This is a genomic window from Isoptericola cucumis, assembly GCF_014635665.1.
Taxonomy (GTDB): Bacteria; Actinomycetota; Actinomycetes; order Actinomycetales; family Cellulomonadaceae; genus Isoptericola; species Isoptericola cucumis.
Genome location: NZ_BMDG01000002.1, coordinates 401,724 through 414,549, shown reverse-complemented (window position 1 = coordinate 414,549; position 12,826 = coordinate 401,724). Strand labels below are relative to the sequence as shown.

Sequence of the window (12,826 nt, the reverse complement as noted above, 5' to 3'; positions counted from 1 at the left end):
GCCGGGTCACATGGCGTCGCTGACCTCCAGCAGGCGCAGCTTGGGCTCACCGCTGAACGGGTCGAGCACCACGTTCGACATGTTCTCGCTGTAGTAGTACGAGTTCACCGAGAAGACGACCGGCACCGTCGGGAAGTCCTGCGCCAGCGCGGCCTCGGCCTCCTGGTACTTGGTGACGGCCTCCTCGAGGGTGGCGGCCTCGTCGCCCGCGGCGATCGCCGCCTCGAACTCCTTGCCGTAGTACCCGAACTCGGTGTTGCCCTTCTTCGGGTCACCGCTCGCGTACACCGGTGCCAGGTAATTCTCGTTCAGCGGGTAGTCCGGGAACCAGTTGGCGCGGAACGCCCCCGTGAACTCGCGGGCCGCGCGCCGGTCGAAGTAGTCGGGCGTGGGGTCGAGCTCGTACGGGATGCCGAGCACCTGCTGGATGGAGTCGCCGATCGCCTTGAACAGCGCCTCCTCCGTCTCGTCCTGGCCGAGGTGGATGGTCAGCGTCTCGCCCTCGGGCCAGCCGCCGGCCTTCTCCAGGGCCGCCTTCGCGGCGTCGGGGTCGAACTCGCACCACTCGCACGTGCCGGCCTCGCCGCCGGGGACGCCGTCCGGCACCACCCAGCTGTCGGCGGGGACGCGCTCGCCGGGCAGGAGGGCGTCGACGATGCCCTGCCGGTCGATCGCCATCGAGATCGCCTTGCGGAACTCGACGTCGGACCACGGGCCGTCCTGGTACAGCGGGAACGCCATGTACGTCAGCGCGGCACCCGGGCCCTCGACGAACCGCTCCTGCAGGTCCGGGTCGGCCGCGGCCGACGCCAGCTCGGCGGGCGGCGGGACGGCGAAGTCCAGGTTGCCGGCCTGGAAGTCGGGCCAGTTCTCCTCGCCCGCGTACTCGGTCCACTCGATGGTCCCGTAGGTGGGCGCCTCCTCGAGCGGGTACTCGTCCCAGCGCGTGGCGGTGAGGCCGATGCCCTGCTCCCACTCCTCGACCTGGAAGGGGCCGTTGCCGATCGGCTTGACCGCGCACGCCTCGACGTCGTCCAGGCACTCCTGCGCGACCGGGAAGAAGCCCGTGTAGCCCAGCATCGTGGCGAACCCGGCGAACGGCCCCGTCAGCGTGACCTCGAGGGTCTGCGGGTCCACGACCTTCAGGCCCGACAGCTCCTTCGCGGCCGGCTCCTCCACGACGTTGCCCTCGTCGTCCGTCTCGCCCTGCATCTCGTCGTAGCCGGCGATGCGCTCGAAGAAGTAGTTGTTGGCCATCGCGTTCGGCCCGTACGCGGCGTAGTTCCAGGCGCGGGCGAACGCCTCGGCGTCTACCGGCTCGCCGTTCTGGAACGTCAGGTCCGGCTTGATCTTGATGGTCCAGACCGTGTTGTCCTCGGACTCGATGCTCTCGGCCACGTAGTTGTACGGCTCCGTGGTCTCCGGGTCGTACCGGACCAGCCCGTCGTACACGACGTCGAGCACCGAGATGTTGTCGCTCACGTTCGAGTCCATCGGCAGCAGCGTCTCGACGTCCTGCGCCAGCGCGAGCCGCACCGTCGCGGACTCGCCGCCGCTGCCCTCGCCGTCGCCCTCCTCGTTGCCGCCGCCACCGCCGCAGCTCGCGAGCAACAACGTCGTCACCGTCGCCGCTGCGGCCGCCGTGGCGGCCCTTCGCCTCATCCTCACCGGCTACTCCCCACCTCGTGGTCGCTTCGGGGCGTCGTCACCCCAGCCGTCGACCTGCCGTCGGTCCCTGGCGTCGTACACGTCGTCGTGCTCGTCGCCCCGGGCGCGTCCTCGTGCCCGCGGCGGCGTTGCCGTGGAACATATCGCCATCTTGGCCTGTCGTGGTGAAAATCACTGTTAAGGATGCGTAACGATCACCGCGTGTCGCGGCGCGGCGGGCGGACGCCGGATCGTTTCGGCAGGTCGTGCGTCCGTTCGGCAGGCGGTCGTGCCGAACGGAAGCACCCCCTGCCGAACGGATCCGCAGGGTCAGCGGCGGTCGATCACGCGTGCCAGGTCGACGACGGCGGCCGTCACGTCGGCGAGGATCTCGCCCGTGCGCCCGGGGTCGCCCGGCACCTCCATGGCGTGGTCGGCGCCGGCGGCCTCCACCACGCGCGCCCCGGACGACGCCGCCAGCGCGGAGTCCCACAGCCCGTCACCCGTCCCGCCTACGAGCAGCGCCGGCACGCCGGACTCCCCGAGCCCGGCCGCGGCGACGCGCACCTCGGGCGCCTGGCCGGCGGTGAGCAGCGGCGTCAGCCACGCACCCGCCAGCCCCAGCTCGAGGGCCACCGGGAGCGCCAGCGTGCCGAGCGACTTGGCCAGCACCAGGTGCACCGCCCCGGGAGCGGCGTCGACCCCCGCACGGACCACCCCGTCGTACACAGACCGAGCCACGTCGGGTTCCCGGCACACCCCGTCCCAGACGACGGTCCGCACCGTCCACCCGGCACCCCGCAACGCCACGGCGGGCCGCGCGAGCAGCGGCCCCTCGGCGGTGTACCCAGCACCGGGCAGCACGGTCACCACCAGCCCTGGCTCACCTTCGTCCACCCTCACCTGATGACTGACCACGACCCGAGCCTGTCACGTACGACCGCGAGCCGGAAGAAGGCCGGGCGGGGAATCGCGCGCACGGTCGTAGAAGTCCCGAAGTGGAGGGCGCCCTGGCGCCCGTGAACGCGACCGTGCGCGCGATTCCCCGGCTGGCCGTCAACCCTCGCCGAGGTTTCGGCCGCGCCGGAGGTTTCGGCCAGAACTCACACGACCCGCGCCACCACCCGGTCGAGCGCCTCGACGGCGGCGTCGAGCACCGGCTCCTCGACCGTCATCGCCGGGCGGAACCGCACCGACCGCTCGCCGCAGCCGAGGATCAGGAAGTGCTCGGCGTGCAGGCCGGCGAGGACGGCGTCGCGCACGGCGCGCGACGGCAGCGACACCGCGCACATGAGCCCGCGCCCGCGCGGGTCGGTGACGGTCCCGGGGTGCGCGGCGGCGAGCTTCTCCAGCCGCTCCAGCAGTCCGGCACCGACGCGCGCGGCCCGCTCGATCAGGCCTTCCGCCTCGTACACCTCGAGGATGCGCCGCGAGCGCACCATGTCGGCGAGGTTGCCGCCCCACGTGGAGTTGATGCGCGAGGAGACGTGGAACACGTTGTCGCCGACCTCGTCCACGCGGCCGCCGGCCATGAGGCCGCACACCTGTGCCTTCTTGCCGAACGCGACGACGTCGGGCTGCACGCCGAGCTGCTGGTAGGCCCACGCGGTGCCGGTGAACCCGGTGCCGGTCTGCACCTCGTCGAGCACGAACAGCGCGTCGCGGGAGTGGCACAGGGCCTGCATGGCCTGCAGGAACTCGGGCCGCAGGTGGTGGTCGCCGCCCTCGCCCTGGATCGGCTCGGCGACGAAGCAGGCGATGTCGTGCGGGTGCGCCTCGAACGCCGCGCGCGCCTCGGCCAGCGCGCGGGCCTCGAGGGCCTCGACGTCGCGGGGCGCGCCGTCGGCGTCGTGACCGGGATAGGGCGAGGTGATGCGGGGCCAGTCGAACTTGGGGAACCGGGCGACCTTGCCCGGCTCGGTGTTCGTCAGCGACATCGTGTAGCCGGACCGCCCGTGGAACGCGTGCTGCAGGTGCAGCACCTTGGTGCCGAGCTCCCCCGAGCGGCCGTTCGCCTCGTTGTGCCGCGACTTCCAGTCGAACGCGACCTTGAGCGCGTTCTCGACGGCGAGCGCGCCGCCGTCGACGAAGAACAGGTGCGGCAGGGCGGGGTCGCCGAGCACGCGGGCGAACGTGGCGACGAAGCGCGCCATCTCGGCGGTGTAGACGTCGGAGTTGGAGGGCTTGTTGATGGCGGCGCGGGTCAGGTCCTCGCGGAACACGGGGTCGCGGGACAGGGCGGGGTGGTTCATGCCCAGCGGGTTGGACGCGAAGAAGGTGAACAGGTCCGTCCACTCGCGGCCGTCGCGCGCGTCGACGAGCGTCGACCCGTGCGAGCGGTCGAGGTCGAGGACGAGGTCGAAGCCGTCGACGAGCAGGTGCTCGCGCAGCGACTCGAGGACGGCGGTGGCCTCGATCGAGCCGCCGACGCTGGGGGCTGTGCGCTGAGAGATTGTCTCGGTCATATCCCGACCGTAGGGGAGATTCTCCGGTTCAACCAGAGGTTGACCGGAGATCGTCCTGTCAGGGGGTGACCGGACGCCCCTCGAAGTACGTGCGCAGCACGATCGTCGACCGCGTCGAGACGCTCGCCTCCCGCCGGATCCGGCCGAGCAGGTCCTCCAGCGCGCTCGGCGAGGGCACCCGCACCAGCAGCAGGTAGTTGGCCGCGCCCGCCACCGACCAGCACGCCTCGATGCCCGGCACGTCGCGCAGCCGCTCGGGCGCGTCGTCCGCCTGCGACTGGTCCAGCGGGGTGATCTCCACGTACGCCGCGATCGGCAGCCCCACCGCCTCCGGGTCGACGACGGCCCGGTAGCCGGTGATCACGCCCCGCGCCTCGAGCTTGCGCACCCGCGCCTGGACCGCCGACTGCGACAGCCCCGACGCCGCCGCGAGCGCCCCGAGCGTCGCCCGGCCGTCCTCCCGGAGCGTCGCGACGAGCACGCGGTCGACGTCGTCGAGCACCCCCTCGCCCGTCCGGTCGTTCATCCCGCGACCTCCGCCGCCTCGAGCCACGCCATCTCCAGCTCCTCCTTCTCCGCCGCCAGCTCGCGCAGCCGCGCGTCGAGGGCGGCGACGCCCGCGTAGTCCGTCGGGTCGGCCGCCATCTTCGCGTGCAGGTCCTGCTCCTCGTCCGCGATCCTCGCCAGCCGCCGCTCGACCCGCGCGATCTCCTTGCGTGCGGCGCGGGTCTCGGCCGGCGACGCCGCGGGCGCGGCGGCCTGCGTCGTGTCCGGCGCGGCGGGCGACGACGTGGCGCCCGCGTCGCCCCGGCCCGCGGGCGCGGCCGCCGGCGCGCCGCCCGCGGAGCGCGCCCCGCGGCGCAGCGCCAGGTACTGCTCGACGCCGCCGGGCAGGTCGCGCAGCGCGCCGTCGCCGAGCAGCGCCCACTGCCGGTCGCACACGCGCTCCAGCAGGTACCGGTCGTGGGAGACGACGATGAGGGTGCCGGGCCAGCCGTCGAGCAGGTCCTCCACCGCCGCGAGGGTGTCGGTGTCGAGGTCGTTGGTGGGCTCGTCGAGCAGCAGGACGTTCGGCTCGGAGACCAGCAGCCGCAGCAGCTGCAGGCGCCGCCGCTCCCCGCCGGACAGGTCGCGCACGATCGTGTGCGCGCGCTCGCGCGTGAAGCCGAGGCGCTCGGTGAGCTGCCCGGCGGTGAGCTCCTTGCCGTCCACGACGACGGTGCGCTTCTCGGAGTCGACCACCTGGACGGCCGTGAGGTGCGCGACCTCGTCGAGCTCGCCGACGTCCTGGCTGAGCTCCGCGACGTGCACGGTCTTGCCGCGCCGCACACGGCCGGAGTCGGGCTCGCGGCTTCCGGCGAGCAGCGACAGCAGGGTCGTCTTGCCGGCGCCGTTGACGCCGACGACGCCGAACCGGTCGCCGGGGCCGAGCCGCCAGGTGACGTCGTCGAGCAGCACCCGCCGGCCGGCGGCGTCGCGCGGGCCGGCCTCGTGGCCGTCCCGGGCGGGCACGGCGACGGTGACGTCCTCGAGGTCGAGCACGTCCTTGCCGAGCCGGCGCGTGGCCATCTGCGTGAGCTCGAGGCTGTCGCGCGGCGGCGGCTCGTCGTCGATGAGCGCGGCCGCCGCGTCGAGGCGGAACTTCGGCTTCGACGTGCGCGCCGGGGCCCCGCGCTTCAGCCACGCGAGCTCCTTGCGCAGCAGGTTGTTGCGCTTCTCGGCGGCCTGGGCCGCTTGCCGGTCCCGCTCCGCCCGGGCCAGGATGTACGCCGCGTACCCGCCGTCGTACCCGTCGACGGCGCCCGTCCCGTCTCCGCGCACCTCCCAGGTGCGCGAGCACACCGCGTCGAGGAACCACCGGTCGTGCGTGACGACGACGAGCGCGCCCGTGGCGCCGGGGCGCCCGTAGCGGGCCTGCAGGTGCTCCGCCAGCCACGCGACGCCCTCGACGTCCAGGTGGTTGGTGGGCTCGTCGAGCAGCAGGACGTCCGGGTCCTCGACCAGCAGGGCCGCGAGCGCCACCCGCCGGCGCTGGCCGCCCGAGAGCGTCGACGCCGGCTGGTCGAGGTCGAGGTCGGCCAGCAGGCCGGCGTGCACGTTGCGGATGCGGGCGTCCGACGCCCACGTGTGGGTGGCGTCGTCCCCGTGCACGAGGTCGCGGATCGTCGCCGCGTCGTCGTCCACGTCGCGCTGGACGAGCATCCCCAGGCGCGACCCGCCGACCCGCGTGACACGGCCGGCGTCGGGCGCCTGGGTGCCGGCAAGCAGACGCAGCAGCGTCGACTTGCCGGCGCCGTTGGGGCCGACGACGCCGATGCGGTCGCCGTCGTCGAGGCCGAGGGAGACGTCCGCCAGGAGGGTGCGGGTGCCGATGGTCAGCGCGATGCCGTCGGCGCCGAGAAGATGTGCCACCCCACGAGGGTAGTGGCGCCGTCAGTTCAGGATCGACGCCCTGCGTCAGTACAGGATCGACGCCCTGTCCCGCGGCCAGGCGAGGGTGGCATAGATCTGCACCATCGCCGCCTGCTCCAGGAGCTCCGTGTGCTCGTCGCCGGCGTTGAAGAGGCCGGTGGCGGGGTCGCGGGCCTCGCGCCACTGCCGGTCGGCGTAGTCCGCCATCGCCTGCCGGTAGGTCGTGGTGCCGGTCACCGACTCCAGCAGCAGGAGGTTCTTGAACCAGATCGAGTTGAAGAACATCGGCTGGCCGGCCAGCCGCTCCTCGGTGACGTAGAACCGGTACGACGCCTCCGCGACCGCCTCCGCCTTGGCGAGGTAGCGCTCCTCGCCCGTCGCCTCGTACAGCAGCGTGAACGTGCCGACCGGCACGCCCTGGTTGTACGACCACTGCGTCCGGTCGATCGACCCGTCGAGCTTGATGTTGTCCCAGTACAGGCCGTTGGGCGCCAGCAGGTGCTCGTCGGTCCACTCGACCATCCGCTCGGCCCAGCGCAGGTACCGCTCCTCCCCGGTGATCATGTACAGCCGCGTCGCGAGCTGGGCGCCCGGCATCGTGGAGACCGTGTTGCGGTCGGTGCTCCACTCGGCCTGCGTCCAGAAGACGCCGCCCGGCGCCGGGTGGCTCGGGTCGGTGTCCCAGCCGGAGACGACGAGCTCGAAGATCTCGCGGGCCCGCTCGAGCGCCGCCGCGTCGCCCGTGGCGAGGTGCTGCTGCACCTTGGCGAGCGCGACCCACTCGTTGTCGTCGTAGAAGATGTCGCCGCCGTCGCCGTACGGGGCGCGCGCGTACGAGTCGTACGCCGGCAGGCCCGTCGTGCCGCCGTCGGAGTTCCAGAACCGCTCCTGGCCCACCGACCGGTCGGCGAGGTCGTCGACGAACTCCCGGCCCGTGCGCCCGGGCATCCCCGTGAGGTCGAGCGTCGCGACGTGCGCCTGGGAGAACGGCCACTCGTACGAGTACGGCCGGTCGTCGGCACCCGACGGGTAGCGCTCGCGGTAGAGCCCCGACCCGTCGTCGACGTACAGGTGCTCCTGCATCGCCTCGTAGCCGGCGACGGCGCGCTGCACCTGCGTCCGCTGCGACGTCTCGCGCCCGTCACCGCCCCGCGGCTCGACCTGCGCCGACGCGGGCGCCGCGGCCCCCGCCACGCACGCCAGCGCGGCGACCGTACCGATGACTCGGGTGAACCTCATCGTTCTCTCCTTCGCTCGGGGTGGTGCTCGGTCGTGTCACCTCCGAGCACGGGACCCGTGCCGCCGCCCGGTCGGACGGCGGCACGGATCCGGTGCTGGAAGGGGTTCGGTCAGCGGCGGACGCGCAGCGTGAGGACCTGGAACCCGGTGAGGTCCACGACGACGTCGTCGCCGTCACGCTCGGCCGCGCCGACGGGGCGCTCCAGCAGGTCGGTGACCTCGACGTCGCCGTGGGCGAAGCCCAGCGCCACCCGCGCCCGCGCCCGGCCGCCCCGGCTCTCGTACAGGCGCAGCACGACGTCGCCGCTGCCGTCCTCGGCCAGCTTCACGGCCTCGACCACGACGGCGTCGTCGTCGACCGTCACCAGCGGCTCGACGCCGCGCTCCCCCGTCACGACCCGCTCGGGCAGGTTGAGCGCGTAGCCGTGCCGGATGGCGTCGTCGATGCCGGCGCCGACGACGAGCTCGCAGCGCAGCTCGTGCTCGCCCTGGTCGGCGTCGGGGTCCGGGAACATCGGGGCCCGCAGCAGCGACAGGCGCACGGTCGTGCCGGTGGCGGAGTCACGACCGTCCCGGCCGTCGTCGACCCGCGTGGCGGTGATGTCGTGCCCGTACGTCGAGTCGTTCGTGACGGCGACGCCGAAGCCCGGCTCGGCGACGTGCACCCAGCGGTGCGCGACCGTCTCGAACCGCGCGTGGTCCCACGACGTGTTGACGTGCGTGGGCCGGTGCACGTGCCCGAACTGGATCTCGGACGTCGCGCGCTCGGCGCGCACGTCGAGCGGGAACGCCAGCTTGAGCAGCTTCTGGCGCTCGTGCCAGTCGACGCGGGTCGTGATGCGCAGCGCCCGGCCGTCCGTGGGCAGCTCGAGGTCCTGCTCCACCCGCGACGACCCGAACTCGCGGAGCACCCGCAGCGACGGGCCCGCGGGCCCGTCGACGACCTCGACCTTCGCCGCCGCGTCCAGGTCGGTCGTGGTCCGCCGGTGGTGCTCGTCGATGTCCCACGCCTCCCACTCGTTGGGGATGTCGCGGTGCAGCTGCAGCAGGTTCGCCCGCGCGCCGGGCAGGACCGCCTCGCGCCCGGTGGCGCGGTCCACGGCGGAGACGACGTGCCCCGAGGCGTCGACGACGACGCGGACGACGTCGTTCTCCAGCACCCAGCCGTCGCCGGGGCCGGTGGCGGCCGGCACGGGGGCCACGGTGGTCCCGCGGCGCGGCCCGTCGAGCACGCGCGCGCCCACGCCGGTGACGCCGTCGCGCGCGAACGGCGCGGAGTTGACGGCGACCGTGGCGTCGCCGTCGCCGACCAGCGCGCGCAGCGAGGTGGCGACGATCTCCTCGAGCTCCCGCGCCACCTCGGCGTAGTTCCGCTCGGCCTCGCGGTGCACCCAGGCGATCGACGACCCGGGCAGGATGTCGTGGAACTGCTGGAGCAGCACGGTGCGCCAGATCCGCTGCAGCCGCTCGGCCGGGTACGGCGTGCCGCAGCGCACCGCCGCGGTCGTCGCCCACAGCTCGGCCTCGCGCAGCAGGTGCTCGCTGCGCCGGTTGCCGCGCTTGGTGCGCGCCTGCGACGTGTAGGTGCCGCGGTGGTACTCGAGGTACATCTCCCCGACCCAGGTGGGCGGCGCGGCGTACTCGGCGCGTGCCGCGTCGAAGAACGACTGCGAGTCGGACAGCTCGACGCGCGGCGAACCCTCGAGGTCCGCCGTCCGCCGGGCCTGGGCGACCATCTCGCGCGTCGGGCCGCCGCCGCCGTCGCCGTACCCGAACGGCGCGAGCGACGTGTTCGCGCGGCCCTTCTCGGCGTACTGCCGCTCGGCGCGCTCCAGCTCCTCGGCGCTCAGGTCGGAGTTGTACGTGTCGACGGGCGGGAAGTGCGTGAAGACGCGGCTGCCGTCGATGCCCTCCCACCAGAACGTGTGGTGCGGCATCGTGTTGGTGTCGTTCCACGAGATCTTCTGGGTGAGGAAGTTCTCGCTGCCCGCCAGCCGGGCGAGCTGCGGCATCGCGGCGGTGTACCCGAACGAGTCCGGCAGCCACACCTCGCGCGGCTCCACGCCCAGCTCGTCGATGAAGTAGCGCTTGCCCGCCACGAGCTGGCGCGCGAGCGCCTCGGAGCCCGGCAGGTTCGTGTCCGACTCGACCCACATGCCGCCGACCGGCACGAACCGCCCCTCGCGCACGCGCTCCCGGATCCGCTCGAACAGCTCCGGGTAGTGCTCCTGCACCCAGGCGTACTGCTGCGCCGACGAGCAGGCGAACCGCACGTCCGGGTCCTCGTCCATCAGGGACAGCACGTTGGAGAACGTGCGGGCGCACTTGCGCACCGTCTCACGCGTCGGCCACAGCCACGCGGAGTCGATGTGGGCGTGCCCGACGGCGTGCACGCGGTGCGCGCTCGGCGTCGCGGGGGCGGCGAGCGCGTCGGCCAGGGCCGCGCGGCCGGCCGCCGCCGTGCCCGCGATGTCGTCCGGGTCGACGACGTCGAGCATGTCCTCCAGCGCGCGCAGCACCTGCGCACCGCGCGGGCTGGCCGGCGGCAGCACGCGCACCAGGCCCGAGAGCGTGCGCACGTCGGCGAGCAGCTCGGCGACGGTCTCGTCGACGAGGGCGACGTGCATCGTGCGCAGCGAGTAGATCGGGGCGTCGCCGGCCGTGTCCCAGGCACCCATGGGGGTGGGGCGGGTCCAGGCCCCGTTGGGGACGTCGGGGTTGGCGGCCGCCTCGACGAACAGGTCGACCGTCCCGTCGGCGCCCAGCGCCCCGCCCGGCGCCAGCGGCACGTGCTGGTTGCGGGGCTCGACGGCCTTGATGATCCGCCCGTCGGTGGTCCACGCGGTGCCCTCCGCCTGGAAGCCGGGACCGGCGCCCGTGAACCCGAGGTCCACGACGAGCTCCGCCCGCGTGCCGGCCGGGGCCGAGCCGGGCCGCCACTCGGGCGGCACCTCACCCGTGACGCGGAACCACACCGTGTCCCACGGGCGGCCCCACGGCGCCCCGATCGCGTGCGGCTCGTACGTGGCCCGCGCCGCCTCGGCGAACGGCACCGGCTCGCCGCCGACGGTCCACGAGGCGACCTCGAGCGGGCGGCGGTCGCGGTGGACGGCGCCCTCCAACCAGTCACGGACGAAGCGCTCGAGACGCATGGTGGTGCGGACGGTGGTGTCGTGCATGGATCGAAGCTCCTGATGCTGGGTGGGACGGACAGGGCTGGTCAGCCCTTGACGGCGCCGGCGAGGGAGAAGCCGGAGCCGGAGATGCGCGAGACGAGCACGTACAGTCCGATCACGGGCAGGGAGTAGAGCATCGAGTACGCGGCGAGCTGGCCGTAGGCCACCGACCCGTACTGCCCGAAGAAGGCGAAGATGCTCACCGCCGCCGGCTGCTTCTCGGGCGAGAGGAGCAGCACGAACGGGACGAAGAAGTTCCCCCACGCCTGGATGAACACGAAGATGAAGACGACCGCGAGGCCGGGCCGCATGAGCGGCAGCACGATGCGCCGCAGCGTCGTCATGGCGGACGCGCCGTCGGTCCAGGCCGCCTCCTCCAGGGAGAGCGGCACGGAGTCCATGAAGTTCTTCGTCATCCACAGGGCCATCGGCAGCGAGGTCGCCGCCATGAAGAAGATGGTCCCCGGCAGGGAGTCGAGCAGGTTCAGCCGCACGAACAGGGAGTAGACCGGCACCATCATCGCGGTGATGGGCAGGCACGTCCCGAACAGGACGGCGTACATGAACGGCTTGTTGAACCGCATCCGGTACCGCGACAGCGGGTAGGCGGCGAGGACCGCGGCGAGCACCGTCACGAGGCCGGCGCCCGCCGAGAGCACGAAGGCGTTCCACAGCGGCACCCACGTCTGCTCGGGCGTCATCACGGCGGTGAAGTTCGCGAACGTCACCTCGTCGGGCAGGTCCACGACGAGCGTCGCCCGCGCGTCGAGGGACGCCAGGACGATCCAGCCGAGCGGCAGCAGGAAGCACAGCCCCACGACGACGAGCACGAGGTTGGCGAGCATCCGGGTCAGCCGCTGGCCGGGCGCGGCCATCGACGGCCGGTGGGAGCGACGGGCGGGCGCCGGCACCGCGGGGGTGCGACGGGCGGGAGCGGCGACGTCGGCCATCAGTCCACCTCCGGCTTGAGGCTGCGGATGTACACCACGGAGAAGACCGCGCCGATGACGAGCATGACGGTCGCGATGGCGGTGCCGTAGCCCACCTGCGCGAACTTGAACGCCTCCTGGTAGGCGAGGATCGGCAGCGTGGAGCTGTCCGTGCCGGGCCCACCGCCGGTCATCACGTAGATGAGCGTGAAGACCGACAGGGTCTGCAGCGTGGTGAGCATGAGGTTCGTCGAGATACTGCGGCGGATCGTGGGCAGCGTGACCCACACGAGGCGCTGCACCCCGGAGGCGCCGTCGACGGTCGCGGCCTCGGTGATCTCCGGCGGCACCTCGGCGATGGCGGCGGAGTAGACCATCATCGAGAACGCCGTCCCGCGCCAGACGTTGGCGAGGATCACGGCGAGCATCGGGTACTCGAACAGCCAGTCGGGGCCGGCGACCCCGATGCCGGACAGCACCGAGTTCAGCGTGCCGTCGGCGTGGAAGAAGGCGTAGGCCGCGAACGCGGCGACGATCTCCGGCAGCACCCAGGCGGCGACCACGAGGGTGGCGACCACCGCGCGCACGGGCGCCACGGCGGAGCGCATGAGCATCGCGAGCGACAGCCCGAGCACGTTCTGCCCGACGATCGCCGACGCGACGACGAACAGCACCGTCAGCCACAGCGACTTCGGGAAGTCGGGGTCCGCCAGCAGGTTCGCGTAGTTCTCGAAGCCGACGAACTCGGGGTTCGCCGCGGCCGGGCCCGTCAGCGCGGCGTTCGTGAACGAGCCGTAGAACGACCAGAGCACGGGGCCGAGCATGAAGAGCGCGAGGAGGACCACGGCCGGGGCGAGAGGGACCAGACGCCGGGCGTCGCGCCGCAGGTGCCTGCCGCGCGACGCCTGAGGGCCGGGCCCCCTCGTCCCCGCGGCGGCGGGGGCGAGGGTGGCCATCT

At 73.1% G+C, this 12,826-nt stretch carries 9 protein-coding genes; all 9 read right to left on the bottom strand.

Going from position 1 to position 12,826, the window contains the following annotated elements; all coding sequences use genetic code 11:
* Window positions 1–6 precede the first annotated feature (6 nt).
* The 9 genes from IEW03_RS04035 to IEW03_RS03995 all read right to left on the bottom strand — a co-directional run bounded on the left by IEW03_RS04035 (window position 7) and on the right by IEW03_RS03995 (window position 12,824).
* Window positions 7–1,662, bottom strand: a complete 1,656-nt coding sequence (locus IEW03_RS04035) for a peptide ABC transporter substrate-binding protein (RefSeq protein ID WP_188522350.1) — start codon at window positions 1,660–1,662, stop codon at window positions 7–9.
* 315 nt (window positions 1,663–1,977) lie between these two features.
* Window positions 1,978–2,565 carry an alpha/beta hydrolase gene (locus tag IEW03_RS04030; protein ID WP_188522349.1) on the bottom strand — a complete coding sequence of 196 codons (588 nt, stop codon included), beginning with the start codon at window positions 2,563–2,565 and terminating at the stop codon, window positions 1,978–1,980.
* Between the two features lie 185 nt (window positions 2,566–2,750).
* Complete coding sequence (lat, locus tag IEW03_RS04025; RefSeq protein WP_188522348.1) at window positions 2,751–4,112, bottom strand: L-lysine 6-transaminase; 1,362 nt, start codon at window positions 4,110–4,112, stop codon at window positions 2,751–2,753.
* Window positions 4,113–4,170: 58 nt separating this feature from the next.
* Window positions 4,171–4,638, bottom strand: a complete 468-nt coding sequence (locus IEW03_RS04020; RefSeq protein ID WP_188522347.1) for an Lrp/AsnC family transcriptional regulator — start codon at window positions 4,636–4,638, stop codon at window positions 4,171–4,173.
* Window positions 4,635–6,524, bottom strand: coding sequence for an ABC-F family ATP-binding cassette domain-containing protein (locus IEW03_RS04015; RefSeq protein WP_188522346.1), 1,890 nt, complete (start codon window positions 6,522–6,524; stop codon window positions 4,635–4,637). Before IEW03_RS04015 ends, IEW03_RS04020 begins: the two co-directional genes overlap by 4 nt.
* A gap of 45 nt (window positions 6,525–6,569) precedes the next feature.
* Window positions 6,570–7,763, bottom strand: coding sequence for a glycoside hydrolase family 76 protein (locus IEW03_RS04010; protein WP_188522345.1), 1,194 nt, complete (start codon window positions 7,761–7,763; stop codon window positions 6,570–6,572).
* A 110-nt stretch (window positions 7,764–7,873) separates the two neighbouring features.
* Complete coding sequence (locus IEW03_RS04005; protein ID WP_188522344.1) at window positions 7,874–10,942, bottom strand: alpha-mannosidase; 3,069 nt, start codon at window positions 10,940–10,942, stop codon at window positions 7,874–7,876.
* A 41-nt stretch (window positions 10,943–10,983) separates the two neighbouring features.
* A complete protein-coding gene (locus IEW03_RS04000) occupies window positions 10,984–11,814 on the bottom strand; it encodes a carbohydrate ABC transporter permease (protein ID WP_188522428.1) in 831 nt (276 codons plus the stop codon).
* Between the two features lie 74 nt (window positions 11,815–11,888).
* A complete protein-coding gene (locus tag IEW03_RS03995) occupies window positions 11,889–12,824 on the bottom strand; it encodes a carbohydrate ABC transporter permease (protein ID WP_188522343.1) in 936 nt (311 codons plus the stop codon).
* Between the last annotated feature and the right edge of the window lie 2 nt (window positions 12,825–12,826).

Bases quoted from the DNA above. Each gene is read 5' to 3' on its own strand.
- IEW03_RS04035 (WP_188522350.1), bottom strand. From the start codon at position 1,662: ATGAGGCGAAGGGCCGCCACGGCGGCCGCAGCGGCGACGGTGACGACG.
- lat (WP_188522348.1), bottom strand. From the start codon at position 4,112: ATGACCGAGACAATCTCTCAGCGCACAGCCCCCAGCGTCGGCGGCTCG.
- IEW03_RS04020 (WP_188522347.1), bottom strand. From the start codon at position 4,638: ATGAACGACCGGACGGGCGAGGGGGTGCTCGACGACGTCGACCGCGTG.
- IEW03_RS04010 (WP_188522345.1), bottom strand. From the start codon at position 7,763: ATGAGGTTCACCCGAGTCATCGGTACGGTCGCCGCGCTGGCGTGCGTG.
- IEW03_RS04005 (WP_188522344.1), bottom strand. From the start codon at position 10,942: ATGCACGACACCACCGTCCGCACCACCATGCGTCTCGAGCGCTTCGTC.
- IEW03_RS04000 (WP_188522428.1), bottom strand. From the start codon at position 11,814: ATGGCCGCGCCCGGCCAGCGGCTGACCCGGATGCTCGCCAACCTCGTG.
- IEW03_RS03995 (WP_188522343.1), bottom strand. From the start codon at position 12,824: ATGGCCACCCTCGCCCCCGCCGCCGCGGGGACGAGGGGGCCCGGCCCT.